The following is a 19239-nucleotide window of genomic DNA, read 5'->3' on the forward strand; positions in this document are numbered from 1 at the left end:
GTCAAGACCGCAGCGGGCTTGAGCGCAGGCTCCACACCAATGAACGGCAGATCGGGGTGGGTGTGCCGCAACTGGTCGATGGAGAGCGCGGTCGCGGTGTTGCAGGCGACCACCAGCGCGTCAATCCGGTGCTCAGCCCTCAGCTGCTCGGTGAGCCGATGTGCTCGATCAAGCACCACTTGGGCTGACCGCTCGCCGTAGGGCGCGTGAGCGTTGTCTGCCAGGTAGACAAAATGCACCTGGGGCAGCTCGGCGCGCAGCGCGCGCAGCACGCTGAGACCACCGACACCGCTGTCGAAAACGCCTACGGTGGGCAAGTGAACCAACTCAGGCGCCAGCGACGGCGATGCCCTTGAATTCGCCCGAGGCGATGCGCTGGCTCCATTCGGCAGGGCCAGTGGTGTGCACGCTGGTGCCGGCCGAGTCCACGGCCACCGTCACCGGCATGTCCACCACGTCGAATTCGTAGATGGCTTCCATGCCCAGGTCTTCAAAACCCACCACCTTGGCGGTCTTGATGGCTTTGGACACGAGGTAGGCTGCACCTCCCACCGCCATCAGATAAGCGCTCTGGTGGTTCTTGATCGATTCGATGGCGACAGGGCCGCGCTCGGCCTTGCCGATCATGGCGATCAGGCCGGTCTTCTCCAGCATCGTGTCGGTGAACTTGTCCATGCGGGTCGCGGTGGTCGGACCGGCGGGACCGACCGCTTCGTCACCCACCGGGTCGACCGGACCGACGTAGTAGATGACGCGGTCGGTGAAGTCCACCGGCAGCTGCTCGCCCTTGGCAAGCATGTCCTGGATGCGCTTGTGTGCGGCATCGCGACCGGTGAGCATCTTGCCGTTGAGCAGCAGGGTCTGCCCTGGCTTCCAGGCGGCGACCTGCGCCTTGGTCAGCGCATTGAGGTCGACACGCTGGCTTTTTTCGGTGTCGGGCATCCAGTTGACGTTGGGCCAGAGGTCGAGGCTCGGAGGGTCAAGGTAGACCGGGCCGCTGCCGTCCATCACGAAGTGGGCGTGGCGCGTGGCTGCGCAGTTCGGAATCATGGCCACGGGTTTGCTGGCCGCGTGGGTCGGATACAGCTTGATCTTCACATCGAGCACTGTCGTCAGGCCGCCCAGGCCCTGGGCGCCGATGCCCAGTGCGTTGACCTTGTCGAACAGCTCCAGGCGCAGCTCTTCCACCTGGCTGAGCCTCTCGCCCTTGCTGGCCTTGGCCTGCAGCTCGTACATGTCGATGTCGTCCATCAGGCTCTGTTTGGCCAGCAGCACCGACTTTTCGGCCGTGCCACCGATGCCAATGCCCAGCATGCCGGGCGGGCACCAGCCGGCGCCCATGGTCGGCACGGTCTTGAGCACCCAGTCGACCACCGAATCGCTGGGGTTGAGCATGATCATCTTGCTTTTGTTCTCGCTGCCACCGCCCTTGGCGGCCACGGTCACGTCGATCTTGTTGCCCGGCACCAGCTCGGTGAAGATCACCGCCGGCGTGTTGTCGCCCGTGTTCTTGCGTGCAAACAGCGGGTCGGCGACCACACTGGCGCGCAGCTTGTTGTCGGCGTTGTTGTAGCCCTGGCGCACGCCTTCGTTGACCGCGTCTTCCAGACTGCCGGTGAAGCCTTCCCAGCGCACGTCCATGCCGACCTTGAGGAACACATTGACGATGCCAGTGTCTTGGCAGATCGGGCGGTGACCAGTGGCGCTCATCTTGCTGTTGGTCAGTATCTGCGCGATCGCGTCCTTGGCGGCGGCGCTTTGTTCGCGCTCGTAGGCGCGCGCGAGGTGGGCGATGTAGTCGCTGGGGTGGTAGTAGCTGATGTACTGCAGGGCAGCGGCGACGGATTCAATCAGGTCGGCCTGGCGGATGGTGGTGGTCATGGCGATGGGCTCTCTTTTGGGGTTGCAATGGGTCCTGCCTGAGCCAGCAGGGACTTTAGTTCTCGGATGTCCTGGCGAAGGGATTGCACCTCGGCATGCAGTTCTTGCTCCATCGACTCGCCGACATTCTCGACCAGGGCTTCGGTGGCCTTGTGCTCGCTCTCGGTGAAGGTCTGCATCGCGTTGACGATGATCGCGATGAACAGGTTGAGCATGGTGAAGGTGGCGAACAGGATGAAGGTGATGAAGAACAGCCAGGCGAACGGCGACTCCTCCATCACCGGGCGCGCGATGCCCATAGACCAGCTCTCCAGCGTCATCACCTGGAACAGGGTGTAGAGCGAGCGACCGAGGTGGCCGAACCAGTCGGGAAAGGCCTGTCCGAACAAATGCGTAGCGATGACGCCGAACACGTAGAACACCAGCAGCAGGACCATGGCGATCGAGCCCAGGCCGGGCAGCGCCGAGAGCAGGGCACCCACCACGCGACGCATCGACGGCACGATGGTGAGCACCCGCAGCACCCGCAAGACGCGCAGAGCCCGCAGCACCGCCAGCGGGCCGCTGGCCGGGATTAGCGCAATCGTGACCACGGTGAAGTCGAACACGCTCCAGGGGTCCTTGAAGAAGGCGCCGCGATGCGCATAGATACGCAAGAGAATCTCCACCACGAAGACCGCGAGAATGACCTTGTCGACGGCCAGGAGCCAGACACCTGCCTGCTCCATCACGGAGGCCGAGGTCTCCAGCCCCATGAGCACGGCGTTGATGACGATAAGGATCAGCACCGCCTGTTGCACGCGCGGGCGCGCCAGCCAAAGGCCGACTCGGGCGCGCAGGTCAGACGGGTTCTCGTGGGCAGCGAGGCGCATGTTGTGGCGGGTGTTGTGGCGTTGGACCGAGTGGCCTATTCTATGAAGTCGCCTGGCCGCACTCGGTCAGCGGGTTCACTGCCAGATTTGTGTAAGTGGCTCGTAAGAGCCTTTGCGCACATTCTGAGAGAGTTACGATTCCGCATAACCTCAGGAGACAAGTCATGTCAGCACCGTCCAACGCCATCCAGTCCACCCTGGTCGAAAACCGGGTATTCGAGCCTTCGGACGCCATGCGCAAATCCGCACGCATCTCCGGGATGGATGCCTACCACGCGCTTTGCGACGAGGCTGACAAGGACTTCGAAGGCTTCTGGGCCAAGCGAGCTCGCGAGACGCTGACTTGGTCCAAGCCGTTCACCAAAACGCTGGATTCGTCCCAGGCGCCGTTTTACAAGTGGTTTGAAGATGGTGAACTGAATGCGTCTTACAACTGCCTGGACCGTCACATGGGCACGCCGGTCGAAAACAAGACCGCCATCATTTTCGAAGCCGACGGTGGCGAAGTCACCAAGGTCACCTACAAGGAGCTGCTGGCCAAGGTCTCGCAGTTTGCCAATGCGCTCAAGGCCAAGGGGGTGAAGAAGGGCGATCGTGTCGTCATCTACATGCCTATGACCATCGAAGGCGTGGTGGCCATGCAGGCCTGCGCGCGCATCGGCGCCACGCACAGTGTGGTGTTTGGCGGCTTTTCGGCCAAGGCGGTGCAGGAGCGCATCCAGGACGCCGGCGCGGTGGCGGTGGTCACGGCCAACTACCAGCTGCGCGGTGGCAAGGAATTGCCGCTCAAGTCCATCGTGGACGAGGGCATTGCCCTGGGCGGCTGCGAATCGGTCAAGAGCGTGATCGTGTTTCAGCGCACCAAAACCGCCGTCAACATGGTGGCTGGGCGGGACAGTTTCATGCATGAGGTGATGGCCGAGCAGTCCACCGACTGTCCGGCCGAAATGGTGGGCGCCGAGCACCCGCTGTTTGTGCTGTATACCTCGGGCTCCACCGGCAAGCCAAAGGGCGTGGTGCACAGCACCGGCGGTTACCTTCTGTGGGCCAACCTGACGATGAACTGGACCTTCGACCTGAAGGATAGCGACATCTTCTGGTGCACTGCCGACATCGGCTGGATCACCGGGCACACCTACGTAGCCTACGGCCCGTTGGCTGCGGGTGCGACCCAGATCGTGTTCGAGGGCGTGCCCACCTTCCCGAACGCCGGTCGTTTCTGGCAGATGATTGAGCGCCACAAGTGCACCATCTTCTACACCGCGCCCACGGCTATCCGCTCGCTGATCAAGGCCGCAGAGGCCGATGAGAAGGTGCACCCGGCGCGCTCCGATCTGAGCAGCCTGCGCATCATGGGTTCGGTGGGCGAGCCCATCAACCCCGAAGCCTGGATGTGGTACTACAAGCACGTGGGTGGCGAGCGTTGTCCGATTGTGGACACCTTCTGGCAGACCGAGACCGGTGGTCACATGATCACGCCGTTGCCAGGCGCCACACCGCTGGTGCCGGGTTCGTGCACGCTGCCGCTTCCTGGCATCACCACGGCCATCGTCGACGAAGCCGGCATGGACGTGCCCAATGGATCGGGTGGCATCCTGGTGGTGAAAAAGCCCTGGCCTTCGATGATCCGCACCATCTGGGGCGATCCCGAGCGTTTCAAGAAGAGCTACTTCCCTGAAGAACTCAAGGGCTACTACCTGGCCGGAGACGGTGCGGTGCGCAGCGCCGACCGCGGCTACTTCCGCATCACCGGTCGCATCGACGACGTGCTCAACGTCTCGGGCCACCGCATGGGCACGATGGAGATCGAGTCGGCTCTGGTGGGCAAGTCCGATCTGGTGGCTGAGGCCGCCGTGGTGGGGCGTCCCGACGACCTGACTGGTGAGGCCATCGTGGCGTTTGTTGTGCTCAAGCGCTCGCGCCCGACCGGCGACGAAGCCAAGGCCATCGCCAAAGAGCTGCGCGACTGGGTGGGCAAGGAGATCGGCCCGATCGCCAAACCCAAGGACATCCGCTTCGGCGACAACCTGCCCAAGACGCGCTCTGGCAAGATCATGCGCCGCCTGCTGCGCTCGATCGCCAAGGGTGAAAAGATCACCCAGGACACCTCCACTTTGGAGAACCCGGCGATCCTGGATCAGCTGTCGGAGAACAACTGATCAAGAGCCCCTGTGAAATAGGGGCATTGAGCGAACAACAAAGAAGCCCGCTGGAGTCCAGCGGGCTTTTTTTGTTGGGCGAGAACGGGGAATTACTTCAGGCTCAGCACCCAAGCGGCCAGCTTCTTGGCATCGGCTTCGCTCACCTGTGGGTTGGCTGGCATGGGAATCGCACCCCAGACGCCGGAGCCACCCTTGATGATCTTGGTCGCCAGCATGTCGACCGCCTTGGCGTCGCCGGCGTACTTCTCGGCCACCGACTTGTAGGATGGCCCCACCAGTTTTTTGTCTGCAGCGTGACAAGCCATGCAGTTCTTGCTCTTGGCCAAGGCTTCATCGGCCAGCACAGGAGCGGAGAGGGTGGCCATCGCGGCCATAATCAGCAGAGCACGTTTCATTGGGGAATCCTCGGAAGGGGAAAAAGAAGGGACGGTTGGATTTTATCTGCCGGCCCCGCCTCGGATACGGAAAGTTACAGTTTCTTGCCCGCTTCATCGGCGCTTTACCGGAGGGTGTGATGTATTTGTTGTTGGCAGGCTTGGGCCTGATGCTTCTGAAGTACTTCGAGGTCGGTTTCGTGGCCGGACTCTCGTGGTGGTGGGTCTTGTCGCCGTTTGCGCTAGCGGTGGCCTGGTGGGCTTGGGCCGATACCACGGGCTACACCAAGCGCAAGGCGATGGAGAAGATGGATCAGAAGAAGCAGGATCGCATCGACCGCCAGCGCGAGGCCTTGGGCATCAAGACCAAGCGCCGCTGAGCGGGCGGGGTGGCGGCCCGCTGACCGCCCCTTTTCGATCAGTAGTTGTCCAGCACGGCGCCCTTGCTGGCGCTCGAAGCGTTGAACGCAAACTTGGCTTGCACGCCGCGGGTGTAGCGCGGTGCCGGTGCTGTCCAGGCGGCGCGGCGTTGGGCGATTTCTTCTTCGGATACGTGCAGCTCGAGCAGCAGCTCGCGTGCATCGATCGTGATGCGGTCGCCTTCGTGCACAAAAGCAATCGTGCCGCCTGCTGCCGCTTCAGGGGCCACGTGGCCCACCACCATGCCCCAGGTGCCGCCGGAAAAGCGCCCATCGGTGATCAGGCCCACGCTCTCGCCCAGCCCTGCGCCAATCAGGGCGCCGGTAGGTGCCAGCATCTCGGGCATGCCTGGGCCGCCTTTGGGACCAAGGTAGCGCAGCACCATCACATCGCCGGCCTGGATCTTGCCGTCGAGGATGGCTTTCAACGCCGACTGCTCGTCGTCGAACACCCGGGCTGGCCCGGTGATCACTGGGTTCTTCAGTCCGGTGATCTTGGCCACGCAGCCTTCGGGGCTGAGATTGCCCTTGAGGATGGCCAGATGGCCCTGGGCGTACATAGGCTTGTCAATGGGCCGGATCACCTTCTGGTCGGCGCGCGGTGCATCGGGCACGTCTTTCAGCACCTCGGCGATGGTCTGGCCGGTGATGGTGAGGCAGTCGCCATGCAGCAGGCCGGCGTTGAGCAACATCTTCATCACCTGCGGAATGCCACCGGCCTGGTGCAGATCTACCGCCAGGTACTGGCCGCTGGGCTTGAGGTCGCACAACACAGGCGTTTTCACACGCACGCGCTCGAAGTCATCGATGGTCCATTCCACGTCGGCGGCGTGAGCGATGGCCAGGAAGTGCAGCACCGCATTGGTTGAGCCACCGGTGGCCATGATCACGGCCACGGCGTTTTCGATCGCCTTGCGGGTCACGATGTCGCGCGGCTTGATGTCTTTTCGGATCGCCTCGATCAGCACCTTGGCCGATTCTTTGGCCGAGTTCATCTTCTCGTCATGCGGGTTCGCCATTGTCGAGGAGTAGGGCAGGGAGATGCCCAGCGCCTCAAAGGCTGAGCTCATGGTGTTGGCGGTGTACATGCCGCCACAGGAGCCGGTGCCGGGAATGGCGCGCTTCTCGATCTCCAGCAGGTCCTCATCGCTGAGCTTGCCGGCCGCGTTTTCGCCCACCGCTTCAAACACGCTGACGATGTTGAGGTCCTTGCCCTTGTAGTGGCCGGGCAGGATAGTGCCGCCGTACACATAGATGGCGGGCACGTTGGCGCGCAGCATGCCCATCAGACCACCGGGCATGTTCTTGTCGCAGCCGCCGATAACGACCACGCCGTCCATCCACTGGCCTTGCACGCAGGTCTCCACGCAGTCACTGATCACCTCGCGGCTGACCAGCGAGTACTTCATGCCTTCGGTGCCCATCGCCATGCCGTCAGAAATGGTGGGCGTGCCGAACACCTGGGCGTTGCCGCCAGCCTCCTCAATGCCGGCGATCGCCGCATCGGCCAGCTTTTGCAGACCGGAGTTGCACGGCGTGATGGTGCTGTGGCCGTTGGCCACGCCCACCATCGGCTTCACGAAGTCACCTGCCTCGTAGCCCATGGCGTAGTACATGGAGCGGTTGGGCGCGCGCGACTTGCCTTGCGTGATGTTCTGGCTGCGAGGATTCATCGGCTGGATGGGAATGACTTTGTTGTCGGCCATAGGGGTCTTTCTGGGAGGGAATGCGGGAGGGGGCGCAGCGGTGCTGGGCAAAAGAAGCAAAGCAAAAATTTTATCCGCTTGGCCAACCGGGAGTTGGCTGCTGAATGGACGTTGTCTGAACGTCCTTCGAATTTGGCGTTGTGCCGAAATTTCGCATGGCAAAGGCACAATAGCGCCCATGCTCATCCACCCTCAGATCGACCCGGTTGCCCTGCAGCTGGGCCCGCTGGCTATCCATTGGTACGGCCTGACCTACCTGGCTGCCTTTGGCCTCTTCATCCTGCTGGGCAACGCACGCCTCAAGCACGAGCCGTTTGCCTCGGTGCGAGCCCCGCAACCATGGGCCCGGCGTGACGTGGAGGACATCCTGTTTCTCGGCGTGCTCGGGGTGGTGCTGGGCGGGCGCATCGGCTACTGCCTGTTCTACAAGCCGGCCTACTACCTGGCGCACCCGCTGGAGATCTTGGCGGTGTGGCAGGGCGGCATGAGTTTTCATGGTGGCCTGCTGGGCGTGATCGTTGCCATGGTCTGGTACGCACGCAGCCGCCAGCGTTCTTTTTTGCAGGTGATGGACTTCGTGGCGCCGTGTGTGCCCACCGGGCTCGCGGCGGGCCGTGCGGGCAATTTCATCAACGGCGAGCTGTGGGGGCGCGTGGCTGACCCCTCGCTGCCCTGGGGCATGGTGTTTCGTGGTGCTGGCGATCTGCCGCGCCACCCGTCCCAGATCTACCAGTTTTTGCTGGAAGGGTTGCTGCTGTTCCTGCTGCTCTGGCTTTACGCACGAAAGCCGCGCGCACAGGGGCAGGTGGCGGCGGCCTTTGTGTTCGGCTACGGCGTGCTGCGGTTCATCGCAGAGTTTTTCCGCGAACCTGATGCCTACCTGGGCCTTCTGTCGCTGGGCATGAGCATGGGCCAATGGCTGTGCGTACCCATGATCCTGGGCGGTGCGGGGCTGTGGTGGTGGTTTGGTCAGCAGGCAACGGGGGCGAAGACGCCCGCGCAGGGCTGAAGGCCGTGGCGGGCGAGGTTCGCTGCCAATTGGACGGTGCGGTGGCGCGCGTTGAGCTGTCACACCCTGGCAAATTCAACGCCATGTCGCGCGGCATGTGGCGAGAGCTCAAGAGACAGGTTGTGCGCTTGTCGGGGATGCCAGACCTTCGTTGCGTGATCGTGGCGGGCGAGGGCGGTCATTTCTGCGCAGGCGGTGACATCGCCGAGTACCCGGCCTTCCGCTTTGACGAAGCGTCCTTGCGAGTTTTTCATGAGGAGGAAGTCTGGCCTGCGCTGCAGGCCTTGCTGGACTGCCCGGTACCGCTGTTGGCGCAGATCGAGGGCAACTGCATGGGCGCGGGGCTGGAGATCGCGAGTTGCTGCGACATCCGCCTAGCGTCGGTCTCTTCGCGCTTCGGCGCACCGATTGCCAGGCTCGGCTTTCCCATGGCGCCGCGCGAAGCCCGGCTGGTGGCGCGCGAGCTGGGGACCACCGTGGCGCGGTCCATGCTCCTGGAAGCCTCGGTGTACGGCGCCGACGCGCTACTGGCCGCTGGGTTTTTGACGGCGGTGGTGTCTGAAACGGCTGTGGCCGATGAAGCCAGCGCGCGAGCGCAGCGCATGGCGGCCCTGGGGCCTCAAGCGGCGCGCCTGAACAAACAGACCCTGCGCCGACTTCAAAGCGAGCCGGCTGGCGACCCCGCATGGGCTGACGTGTACGCCTACGCATCCAGCGACGAACATCGGGAAGGCATCGAGGCCTTCCTGGCCAAACGAACCGCGGCCTTCTGACTCCCGGGCATTGGGCTCACCAAGCAACATTCACTATGGTCAACCTTAACCTGTTCACCACGCTCCGTGCAGCCTTTCCAACCGATCTGGATCGGACGGCGGTCGAAACCGCCGACGGCGTGTCGGCGCCCTTGCGCTACAGCTGGCGAGATCTTGATCGCGCCACCGCCATGCTGGCCAACCTGCTCGAATCGCTGGACCTGCCCCCAGCGTCGCGCGTCGCGGTGCAGGTTGAAAAATCGGTCGAAGCCATGCTGCTCTACCTGGCCACGCTGCGCGCAGGCCATGTGTTCCTGCCGCTGAACACCGCCTACCAGAGTAGCGAAATCCAGTACTTCATCGAGAACGCGGAGCCCGCGGTGGTGGTCTGCTCTCCGGCCAACTTCGGCTGGGTGAGCAAAATCGCCTTCAACGCGGGCACCCGCTATGTGTTCACCCTTGGCGACGACCGCAGCGGCAGCTTGTTACAGCGCGCAGCCCAGCAGAGCGACCGTCACGCGCCGGCCGTCAAGAACGATGACGACCTCGCCGCGATTCTGTACACGAGTGGCACCACAGGACGCAGCAAGGGCGCCATGCTGACCCACGGCAACCTGCGCAGCAACGCACTGGTGTTGCGCGACTACTGGGGCTGGCAGCCGGGTGATGTGTTGTTGCACGCCTTGCCCATCTTTCACGTGCATGGCCTGTTCGTGGCCATCCACGGCGCACTCATCAACGGCAGCAAGATGATCTGGCTCTCGAAGTTCGATCCGCGCCTGGCCGTGAGCCGTTTGCGAGACGCCACGGTCTTCATGGGTGTGCCCACGCTGTATGTGCGCATGCTGGCTGAACACTCGCTCACGGTGGAGCAGGCCAGCCGCATGCGGTTGTTCATCTCGGGTTCGGCGCCCTTGTTGATCGAGACCTTTCACGACTGGAAGGCGCGCACGGGCCACACCATTCTGGAGCGCTACGGCATGAGCGAAACCATCATGCTCACCTCCAACCCCTGCGGCCCCGACGCGCGCCACGGTGGCGCCACCGAGCGCCGGGGTGGCACGGTGGGGTTTCCGCTGCCGGGCGTGGCGCTGCGCGTGGTGGACGAGGCGGGCCAGGCTGTTGCCACTGGCGAAGTGGGCGGCCTTCAGGTGAACGGCCCCAATGTGTTCAAGGGCTATTGGCGCATGCCAGAGAAAACGGCCGAAGAGTTCACCGCGGACGGCTTTTTCAAGACCGGTGACGTCGGACGCATCGACGACCGGGGCTACGTCACGATCGTCGGTCGCAGCAAAGACCTCATCATCTCCGGTGGCTACAACGTCTACCCGGCCGAGATCGAAGGCTTCCTCAACGAGCTGCCCGGCGTGGCCGAAAGCGCGCTGGTGGGTGTGCCCCACCCGGATTTTGGTGAGGTCGGCGTAGCCGTGGTCGTAGCCCGACCGGGCGCCAAACCCGACCCTGAGCAACTGCTGGCCACCCTCAAGCAGCAACTGGCGAACTTCAAGATTCCCAAGCGCTGTTTTGTCGTACCCGACCTGCCGCGCAACACCATGGGCAAGGTGCAGAAGAACTTGCTGCGCGAGCAGTACAAGAACCTCTTCAGTTGAAGAAAAACACGCCCCCGGCAATCGCCGGAGCGCGTGATCCCATCTCAGGGCGCCGCGGAACCGGCTCTGCCGGGCCGCCAGCGCCGCCCCATTAGGGGGTGACCGCGAAGCGGGCGCGGGGGGGTTACCGAAGAACCAGCACCGGAATGTGCGAATGCGTCAGTACCTGCTGGGTCTCGCTGCCGAGCAGCAGGCGTTTGATGCCGCGGCGACCGTGTGAGGCCATCACGATCAGGTCGCACTTGTTCTTCTTGGCCGCTGCGATCACCGCTTCGGCGATCAGGTCTGACTTGACCGTGACGGGCTTGACCTTGACCTCGCGCAGTTGGCCCGCCGACTTCACCGCATTCACCGCAGTCAGGGCTTCTTCATTCCACTGTTTTTCGATTCGCGCCACTTCGGCTGCCGCCAGTGCCACGCCGCCTTCAAAATAGGTCTGCGGGTAGCGGGGAACTACCTTGAGTGCCACCACTTCGGCGCCGGTGATGTCGGCCAAGTTGATCGCGTGATCGACCGCGATCTTGGACAGTTTGGAGCCGTCGGTAGCCACGAGGATGCGTTTGTACATGGAGATCTCCTGGGTGAGTTGTTGTAATGCCATCATGAGCCTATCAAACGCCGCTGCCCAGTGGTTGACTTAAATCAAGCGCATGAAGCCTGAGCCCCACTACCCTCACGGCATGAACCAGGCCGTTGCCGAGCCCCCGGTGGGCCTGCACATCCCCGATCGACCGCCCACCGCGGGCGCCGACGTCTTTGGTGCCCATCGCGGACCACTTACCGTCACCGACAATTTCAACGTGCTCGACGACCCGGTCGAGCAGCGAGAGTTCACCGAAGTCACCGAAGTCGACGGACGCGCCACGGCCGAGTCGGTGCTGATGGTGCAAGGCATGTACTGCGCCGCCTGTGCCGACACGGTGGAGTGTGCCCTGCAAGATCTGCCGGGTGTGGAGAGTGCACAGGTGCATGCCGCCACGCGCCGCCTCACGGTGCGCTGGGACCCAGCGCTGACCCGCATGTCGCACCTGGCCGAGGTGGTGGGCGAGACGGGCTACCGCTTGCTACCCATGGCGCAGGCGTTGTCCGTTAGCGAGCGCCTGCGCGAAACGCGCCAAGCCCTGTGGCGCCTGTTTGTCGCCGGCTTTTGCGCCATGCAGGTGATGATGTATGCATGGCCGGCCTACGTGACCGAGCCGGGTGAGATCCCGGCCGATATCGACCAGCTGCTGCGCTGGGCGAGCTGGCTGCTGAGCCTGCCGGTGGTGTTTTTTGCCAGCGGTCCATTTTTCCGCAGCGCGTGGCGCGACTTGAAGTTCGGCCGCGTCGGCATGGACACCCCGGTCTCGGTGGGCATTCTGGTCACCTTCCTCGCCAGCTCGGCCGCCACCTTCGACCCTACCGGCCCCTGGGGCCACGAGGTCTGGTTCGACTCGCTCACGATGTTCGTGTTTTTTCTGCTCGGCGGGCGCTACCTGGAGCTCAAGGCGCGCGACCGCACCGCGGGCGCGCTCGACAGCCTGATGAACCGGCTGCCCCAGGCCTGCGACCGCCAGACCGCCGAGGGAAGTTTTGAATCGGTCTCGGTGCGCCGGCTGTCGGTGGGCGACGTGGTGCGGGTGCAGGCCGGGCAGGCGTTCCCGGGTGACGGGGTGGTGCACAGCGAGCGGGCCACGGTCGACGAAGCCCTGCTCACCGGTGAATCCCACCCCCTGACCCGCTTGCGCGGCGAGCCGCTGGTGGCCGGCAGCTACAACCTGGGTGGACCGGTGCTCATGCAGGTGCAGCGCCTGGGGCGCGACACCCGCTTTGCCCAGATCGTGGCGCTGATGGAAAAGGCCTCCACCGAAAAGCCGCGGCTCGCCATCCTGGCCGACCGCATCGCCGCGCCGTTCCTGGTCCTGGTGCTGCTGGCCGCGGCGGTGGCAGCCTGGTACTGGTGGCAGATCGATCACACCAAGGCGCTTTCGGTGGCGGTGGCCGTGCTGATCGTGACCTGCCCGTGCGCCCTGTCGCTGGCCACGCCTGCGGCCATGCTGAGCGCGGCCGGAGCCTTGGCGCGCCGCGGCATACTGGTGCGTCGCTTGCAAGCATTCGAAACCCTGGCGGGCATCAGCGCGGTGGTGTTCGATAAAACCGGAACGCTGACCCACGACCGGCTGGCCATGGCCTCGGTGACGGTGCGAGGGGGTACGACGGAGGCGGAGGCATTGGCGCTCGCCGCCTGGCTGGCGCAAGGCTCGCTGCATCCAGTCTCGCGCGGCATCGCCCGCGCGGCCGCCGAGGCGGGTGCGGACGCCGTGGCTCCTGGGCTTGGCTCGGTTCAGGAACAGGCAGGGCAGGGCATGTCGGCGCAGCGCGATGGCGGCGGCTGCGTGAAACTCGGTTCTGCGGCGTTCTGCGGGGTGGAACTGGATCAAGACGTATCTGATGCGCCACGCGCGCACTTGGCTGATGAAGCGGGCTGGCTGGCCACCTTCACGCTGGAAGAAGGCGTTCGCGAAGACGCCCAGTCGGCCGTGAGTGCCCTGCGCGAGCTGGGCATCCGGACTTGGCTGCTGTCGGGCGACCGGGCCGCCGCGGCCCAGAGGGTGGGTGACGCCGTGGGGGTCGACGAGGTGATCGCCGGCGCCACGCCCGAGCACAAACTGGCCGAGGTGACGGCACTGCAATCGCGCGGGCACCGTCTGGCCATGGTGGGTGACGGATTGAACGATGGCCCGGTGCTCGCCCGCGCCGACACCTCCTTCGCGCTGGGCCATGCCGCACCGCTGGCGCAAGCCCAGTCGGACTATGTGATCCAGGGCGGGCAGGTGATGGACGTGGTGCACACCCTCAGGCTCGCCCGCAACACCCTGCGCATCGTGCGCCAGAACCTGCTCTGGGCGGCGCTTTACAACGCGGTGTGTGTTCCACTGGCCCTACTGGGTTACATGCCACCCTGGCTGGCCGGGCTGGGCATGGCCGGCAGTTCGCTGCTGGTGATCGGCAACGCGCTGCGCCTGGCGGGCCAAGTCCCAGTGGCGCCGTCGGACAAACCGGATGCCCGCGTTCTCGCGGCCTAGCAACACCACCGAATCTTCAGAAAATCTCCATGGACATCCTCTATTTGCTCATTCCCATCTCCATCGTGCTGGTCTTCGCCATCATCGGCCTGTTCTGGTGGGCGCTGCAGGCGGGGCAGTTCGACAACATCGAGCGCGAGGGCGACCGCATATTGGGTGGCGATTGACTTAAGTCAAGGCGATCTGTGTCACAGATCGTGACACTCCTCCCAGCGACATTCACGAGGAGTTCTTTATGTCTGTGACAACAAAGACCAGCCAGCCGGCGGTCTACGACGATGGGGTGGTGCGCGGCTTTGCCGTCATGTCCGTGATTTACGGCGTGGTCGGCATGCTGGTGGGCGTGATCATCGCGGCCCAGCTGACCTGGCCCGAGCTTAACTTGGGCATCGAATGGCTGACCTATGGCCGGCTTCGTCCTCTGCATACCAGCGCCGTGATCTTTGCCTTTGGTGGCTCGGCCCTTTTTGCGGCCAGCTACTACGTGGTCCAGCGCACCTGTCACACCAAGCTCTTTGCCGGCAAGCTGGCCTGGTTCACCTTCTGGGGCTGGAACGCGATTGTTCTATCGGTCGTGATCACCTATCCGCTGGGTCTCACCCAAGGTCGTGAATACGCCGAGATGATCTGGCCGATTGACCTGTTGATTGCCGTGGTCTGGGTGTCTTATGCAGTCGTGTTCTTCGGGACCGTCGGCATTCGCAAGGTGCGCCACATCTACGTAGCCAACTGGTTCTTTGGTGCATACATCATCACCATTGCCCTATTGCACATTTTTAACAACCTGGCGATCCCGACCAGTGCGACTCACTCCTACTCGGCCTATGCCGGCGTACAAGACGCCATGGTGCAGTGGTGGTATGGCCACAACGCCGTGGGCTTCTTCCTGACCGCCGCCTTCCTGGGCATGATGTATTACTTCATCCCCAAGCAGGCCGAGCGTCCGGTCTACTCCTACCGCCTGTCCATCGTCCACTTTTGGGCGCTGATCTTCACCTACATGTGGGCGGGTCCTCACCACTTGCACTACACCGCGCTGCCGGACTGGACCCAGTCGGTTGGCATGGTGTTTTCGCTCATCCTGCTGGCACCCAGCTGGGGCGGCATGATCAACGGCATCATGACCCTCTCGGGTGCCTGGCACAAGCTGCGTGACGACCCCATCCTGCGCTTCCTGATCGTGTCGCTGTCGTTCTACGGCATGTCCACCTTCGAAGGCCCGATGATGTCGATCAAGACCGTCAACGCGCTGTCGCACTACACCGACTGGACCGTGGGCCACGTGCACTCCGGCGCCCTGGGCTGGGTCGGCTTGGTCACCATGGGGTCGCTCTACTACCTGATTCCGCGCCTGTACGGCCAGAAGAAGATGTACTCGGTCCCCGCCATCGAACTGCACTTCTGGATCGCCACCATCGGCATCGTGTTGTACATCGCCGCGATGTGGATCGCTGGTGTGATGCAAGGCCTGATGTGGCGCTCGGTCAATCCCGACGGCAGCCTCACCTACACCTTCGTCGAGTCGGTGAAAGCCACCTTCCCGTTCTATGTCATCCGCCTGGTCGGTGGCTTGCTCTACCTCGGCGGCATGCTGGTCATGACGTGGAACATGGTCATGACCATCCGTCAGGGCCGCGTGGTGGATGTCCCGGTTCTCGCTGTCAATCCGGCCCACGCCTGAGGAGCTAACAGTCATGTCCAACAACGAAAAATTAACCGGCCACGCCAGGATCGAGACCAACAACTTCCTCATGATCGTGCTCATCACGCTCGTGGTGGCGGTCGGTGGTTTGGTGGAAATCGTGCCGCTGTTCTTCCAGAAGTCGACCACGCAGCCGATCGAAGGCCTCAAGCCTTATTCGGCGCTCCAGCTGGCCGGCCGCGATGTTTACGTGAGTGAAGGTTGCTACAACTGCCACTCGCAGATGATCCGTCCGTTCCAAGCTGAGACGCTTCGCTATGGCCCGTATTCGGTGGCGGGTGAGTTCGTCTACGACCGGCCCTTCCAGTGGGGCAGCAAGCGCACCGGGCCTGACCTGCACCGTGTCGGGGGCCGCTACAGCGATGAATGGCACCGCATTCACCTGACCAATCCTCGCGATCTGGTTCCCGAGTCCAACATGCCAGCTTATCCGTGGCTGTTGACGAAGACAGTGGACGAGACCCAGTTGCCCAAGCGCATGGAAGTGCTGCGAACCCTGGGCGCCCCGTACACCGACGAGGAAATCGCCGGTTCGGTGGAAGCCGTCAAGGGCAAGACACAGATGGAAGCCGTGATCGCCTACCTGCAGGTGCTGGGCATCCATCGCAGCGCCAGCCGATCGGCGCCCGCCGCTGAGGCTCAGCCTACCGCGGGCGCGGACACCGCCTTGGCCCAGGTCAAGCCGGTGCCTGCAGCGCAGTGATCAGGGGATACAACATGGACATCAATGATCTGCGCAGCATCGTCACCGTCGTGAGCCTGGTGACCTTCGTCGGCATCATCGTCTGGGCCTGGTCGAAGAAGAACAAGGCCGGCTTCGATGAGGCCGCCCGCCTGCCGTTTGGCGACGACTGAGCCGCCACTACATACCGAGAACCATCATGAGCGACTTCACCAGCGGATTCTGGAATATTTATGTGGCCGGGCTGACCCTGGTCAGCATCATTGCCTGCCTGATCCTGCTCTGGATCAGCGGCACCACCAAGGCGGCCACGCACGGCGATAACACCACCGGTCACGTGTGGGACGGCGACCTCAAAGAGATGAACAACCCGCTGCCCAAGTGGTGGGTCTATCTGTTCATCATCACGGTGCTGTTTGCACTGGCCTATGGTGTGCTGTACCCGACCTTTGGCAAGTTCCAGGGTGTGCTGGGCTGGTCCTCGCAGGGCCAGCACGCCGCCGAGGTGGCCAAGGTCGAGGCTGCGATTGCCCCGATCTATGCAAAGTTCAAGGACATGACGCCCGAAGCCATGGCAGGCGATGCCCAGGCTCACGCCATTGGCGAGCGCCTGTTCATGAATTACTGTGCGCAGTGCCACGGTTCGGACGCCCGCGGTGCCAAGGGCTTCCCCAACCTGACCGACAACGACTGGCTGGGTGGCGGTACGCCCGAGATCATCAAGACCACCATCGCCAACGGACGCAATGGCGTGATGCCGCCCATGGCGGCTGCGGTCGGCGGCGCTGAAGATGTGCGCAATGTGGCCCATTACGTGCTCAGCCTCTCCGGCAGCCCGCACGACGCCGTGCGTGCTGTCCAGGGCAAGGAAAAGTACGCCAGCTGCGCCGCCTGCCACGGCGCCGACGGCAAGGGCCTGAGCGCCATCGGCGCGCCCAACCTGACCGACAACATCTGGCTGCACGGATGGGGTGAAGAAGCCATCGTTCGCGCGGTGAACAACGGTATCAACAACGCCATGCCCGGCCAGTCGGCCCTGCTCAACGACGACCAGATCAAGGTGCTGGCTTCGTACGTCTGGGGCATGTCGAACACCGCTGCCAAGTAAACCGGGCTGACGTGAGCAGGTGGGCAGTTGTGTCCATCTGTCTCTTCACCCTGCCACGAGTCCCAAGCATTTGATGACCGCGAATTCCGCCTCTTCTTCCGCCGCCAACCAGCCCGCCGGCCTGCCCGGGGGGCCAGGTGGAGACGACGACGATGTTGTTTCCCTCTACGCTTCGCGGGAGAAAATTTATCCGCGTTCGGTCTCAGGGGTTTTTTCGAACTGGCGCTGGATCACGGTCTGGATCACCCAACTCGTGTTTTACGGTTTGCCCTGGCTGCAATGGAACGCCCGCCAGGCCGTGCTGTTTGATCTGGAGGCCCGGCGCTTTTACATCTTCAGCCTGGTGCTGTATCCACAGGATTTCATCTACCTCACCGGCCTGCTGGTGATTTCGGCGCTGTCTCTGTTTCTGTTCACCGCGGTCGCGGGCCGCCTGTGGTGCGGCTACGCCTGCCCGCAGACGGTTTACACCGAGATCTTTCTGTGGATCGAGAAGAAGGTGGAAGGCGATCGCAGCGCACGCATGCGGCTGGACAAGGGCGACTTTTCGGCCACCAAGTTTGGTAAAAAATGGCTCAAGCACGCGCTGTGGATCGGCTTTGCGCTGTGGACCGGCTTCACCTTCGTCGGCTATTTCACACCGATCCGGGAACTGGGCGCGCTGACCCTGGCCGCCTCGCTTGGTCCATGGCAGACCTTCTGGGTTGTTTTCTACGGTTTTGCCACCTATGGCAACGCGGGCTTCATGCGCGAACAGGTCTGCAAGTACATGTGCCCGTACGCGCGCTTCCAGAGCGCGATGTTCGACAAGGACACGATGATCGTGACCTACGACGAGCGGCGGGGCGAGCCACGTGGTCCGCGCTCCAAGAAGGCCGACCCGGCCGCGCTGAACCTAGGCTCTTGCGTGGACTGCAGCCTGTGCGTGCAGGTCTGCCCGACCGGGATCGACATCCGCAAAGGCTTGCAATACGAATGTATTGGTTGCGGTGCCTGCATTGATGTCTGCGATGAAGTCATGGACAAGGTGGGCTATCCGCGTGGCCTGATCAAATATTCCACTCAGAACGGTATGGCCCAGGGCTGGTCGACGGCGCAGATGATCCGCCGAGCGTTTCGCCCGCGTGTGCTGGTGTACTCCGCCATCCTGCTCGCGATCACGCTGGCGGTGATGACCAGCCTGTTCATGCGCAAACCCTTGCGGGTGGATGTGATCCGCGACCGCGGTGCGCTCGCCCGTGAAGTGGAGCAAGGCCGGATTGAAAACGTTTTTCGCCTGCAGGTGATGAACGCCACTGAAAGCACACAGCGCTACGTGATCACCGTTGATGGTCTGCCCGGGATCATGATCGCCTCAGATTCCGATGTTGAGGTCCTGCCGACGGAAGTCCGATCTGCGGTGCTTCGCGTGCAGGTGCCGCCGGGCACCGCTGCCACCGGGTCGCACCCGATCCGGTTCGATATCCGTTCGGTCGGCGATGATCCGGTTGAGGTGTCTGAAAAGGCCGCTTTCCTCATTCCGCGCTGACATTGAGCACTGGCCCCTTGCCCGCCCGCTTCTGGAGATACCGCATGAGCAACACACCCCTGACATCGCCTTCGCGCCAGGCCGACATCCCCTGGTGGCGCATTCCCCAAGTGGTCTTCGTTCCGGCGATCCTGTTGCTGGGCGTTGTGGCCACCAGCACCATGGTGGTCATATCGTCCATGGACCAGGATCCTGTGCTGGACAAAGCTGTGTACGAGCGGGAGTTGAAAGCCGCGCAGATGCTACAGGGACAGGCGCGAACCAATGCCTTGATGGCCGTGCAGCCCGCGCAGCAGGGTCGCAATCACGCCGCCTCACCCGTGGTACCAGGCGAAAAATGACCGGATCGCAACAGCAACCCGGTGCTGA

Annotated in this window: 19 protein-coding genes; 13 read left to right on the top strand and 6 right to left on the bottom strand. The window is 63.3% G+C overall.

Features of this window, described 5'->3' with window-relative positions; translation table 11 throughout:
- The 3 genes from GPT34_RS14865 to GPT34_RS14875 form a co-directional block, all read right to left on the bottom strand.
- Positions 1-317 (bottom strand): aspartate/glutamate racemase family protein (locus GPT34_RS14865; protein WP_291014046.1); only part of this gene is annotated, 317 nt, incomplete at its 3' end.
- Positions 318-327: 10 nt separating this feature from the next.
- The gene (locus tag GPT34_RS14870) at positions 328-1881 is read right to left on the bottom strand and encodes a fumarate hydratase (RefSeq protein ID WP_291014048.1); all 1554 of its coding nucleotides are present in this window, start codon (positions 1879-1881) and stop codon (positions 328-330) included.
- Complete coding sequence (locus GPT34_RS14875) at positions 1878-2753, bottom strand: ion transporter (protein WP_291014050.1); 876 nt, start codon at positions 2751-2753, stop codon at positions 1878-1880. Before GPT34_RS14875 ends, GPT34_RS14870 begins: the two co-directional genes overlap by 4 nt.
- Positions 2754-2917: 164 nt before the next feature.
- Here GPT34_RS14875 and acs point away from each other — a divergent pair, with 164 nt between their 5' ends.
- Positions 2918-4912, top strand: a complete 1995-nt coding sequence (gene acs, locus GPT34_RS14880) for an acetate--CoA ligase (protein ID WP_291014052.1) — start codon at positions 2918-2920, stop codon at positions 4910-4912.
- A gap of 92 nt (positions 4913-5004) precedes the next feature.
- Here the strand turns inward: acs and GPT34_RS14885 are convergent, their stop codons facing one another.
- On the bottom strand, positions 5005-5310 hold the full coding sequence (locus tag GPT34_RS14885) for a c-type cytochrome (RefSeq protein WP_291014054.1): 306 nt from the start codon (positions 5308-5310) through the stop codon (positions 5005-5007).
- Positions 5311-5429: 119 nt separating this feature from the next.
- On the opposite strand from GPT34_RS14885, the gene GPT34_RS14890 reads away from it, so the two are divergent.
- Positions 5430-5669 (top strand): TIGR04438 family Trp-rich protein, encoded by a 240-nt coding sequence (locus GPT34_RS14890; protein ID WP_291014056.1) that lies wholly within the window; start codon positions 5430-5432, stop codon positions 5667-5669.
- A 38-nt stretch (positions 5670-5707) separates the two neighbouring features.
- On the opposite strand, the gene ilvD is transcribed toward GPT34_RS14890, so the two are convergent.
- The gene (gene ilvD, locus GPT34_RS14895; RefSeq protein ID WP_291014058.1) at positions 5708-7414 is read right to left on the bottom strand and encodes a dihydroxy-acid dehydratase; all 1707 of its coding nucleotides are present in this window, start codon (positions 7412-7414) and stop codon (positions 5708-5710) included.
- A 178-nt stretch (positions 7415-7592) separates the two neighbouring features.
- On the opposite strand from ilvD, the gene lgt reads away from it, so the two are divergent.
- From lgt to GPT34_RS14910, 3 genes are read left to right on the top strand one after another with little or no spacing between them, the layout of a single operon-like run.
- Positions 7593-8423, top strand: coding sequence for a prolipoprotein diacylglyceryl transferase (lgt, locus tag GPT34_RS14900; protein ID WP_291014060.1), 831 nt, complete (start codon positions 7593-7595; stop codon positions 8421-8423).
- Between the two features lie 41 nt (positions 8424-8464).
- The gene (locus GPT34_RS14905) at positions 8465-9196 is read left to right on the top strand and encodes an enoyl-CoA hydratase-related protein (RefSeq protein WP_363357000.1); all 732 of its coding nucleotides are present in this window, start codon (positions 8465-8467) and stop codon (positions 9194-9196) included.
- A gap of 35 nt (positions 9197-9231) precedes the next feature.
- On the top strand, positions 9232-10785 hold the full coding sequence (locus GPT34_RS14910; RefSeq protein ID WP_291014065.1) for a malonyl-CoA synthase: 1554 nt from the start codon (positions 9232-9234) through the stop codon (positions 10783-10785).
- 124 nt (positions 10786-10909) lie between these two features.
- Here GPT34_RS14910 and GPT34_RS14915 read toward each other — a convergent pair whose 3' ends face one another.
- Positions 10910-11353 carry a universal stress protein gene (locus tag GPT34_RS14915; protein ID WP_291014068.1) on the bottom strand — a complete coding sequence of 148 codons (444 nt, stop codon included), beginning with the start codon at positions 11351-11353 and terminating at the stop codon, positions 10910-10912.
- Positions 11354-11435: 82 nt separating this feature from the next.
- Between GPT34_RS14915 and GPT34_RS14920 the strand changes: the two genes are divergently transcribed.
- The 8 genes from GPT34_RS14920 (at position 11436) to GPT34_RS14955 (ending at position 19211) form a co-directional block, all read left to right on the top strand.
- Entirely contained in the window at positions 11436-13850 is a 2415-nt protein-coding gene (locus tag GPT34_RS14920; RefSeq protein ID WP_291014070.1) for a cation-translocating P-type ATPase, read from the top strand.
- A 29-nt stretch (positions 13851-13879) separates the two neighbouring features.
- Positions 13880-14017, top strand: a complete 138-nt coding sequence (gene ccoS / locus GPT34_RS14925) for a cbb3-type cytochrome oxidase assembly protein CcoS (protein WP_291014073.1) — start codon at positions 13880-13882, stop codon at positions 14015-14017.
- 68 nt (positions 14018-14085) lie between these two features.
- Entirely contained in the window at positions 14086-15531 is a 1446-nt protein-coding gene (ccoN, locus tag GPT34_RS14930; RefSeq protein WP_291014075.1) for a cytochrome-c oxidase, cbb3-type subunit I, read from the top strand.
- Positions 15532-15544: 13 nt separating this feature from the next.
- Positions 15545-16255: a cytochrome-c oxidase, cbb3-type subunit II gene (ccoO, locus tag GPT34_RS14935; RefSeq protein ID WP_291014078.1), complete on the top strand. Its 711-nt coding sequence runs from the start codon at positions 15545-15547 to the stop codon at positions 16253-16255.
- Positions 16256-16269: 14 nt separating this feature from the next.
- Positions 16270-16407 carry a cbb3-type cytochrome c oxidase subunit 3 gene (locus GPT34_RS14940; protein ID WP_291014080.1) on the top strand — a complete coding sequence of 46 codons (138 nt, stop codon included), beginning with the start codon at positions 16270-16272 and terminating at the stop codon, positions 16405-16407.
- A gap of 26 nt (positions 16408-16433) precedes the next feature.
- A complete protein-coding gene (gene ccoP, locus GPT34_RS14945) occupies positions 16434-17342 on the top strand; it encodes a cytochrome-c oxidase, cbb3-type subunit III (RefSeq protein WP_291014082.1) in 909 nt (302 codons plus the stop codon).
- A gap of 73 nt (positions 17343-17415) precedes the next feature.
- Complete coding sequence (gene ccoG / locus GPT34_RS14950) at positions 17416-18870, top strand: cytochrome c oxidase accessory protein CcoG (protein ID WP_291014084.1); 1455 nt, start codon at positions 17416-17418, stop codon at positions 18868-18870.
- 44 nt (positions 18871-18914) lie between these two features.
- Positions 18915-19211, top strand: coding sequence for a nitrogen fixation protein FixH (locus tag GPT34_RS14955; RefSeq protein WP_291014086.1), 297 nt, complete (start codon positions 18915-18917; stop codon positions 19209-19211).
- The last annotated feature ends 28 nt before the right edge of the window (positions 19212-19239 follow it).

Origin of the sequence: Hydrogenophaga sp., from assembly GCF_011390835.1 — a bacterium.
Classification (GTDB): Bacteria; Pseudomonadota; Gammaproteobacteria; order Burkholderiales; family Burkholderiaceae_C; genus Hydrogenophaga.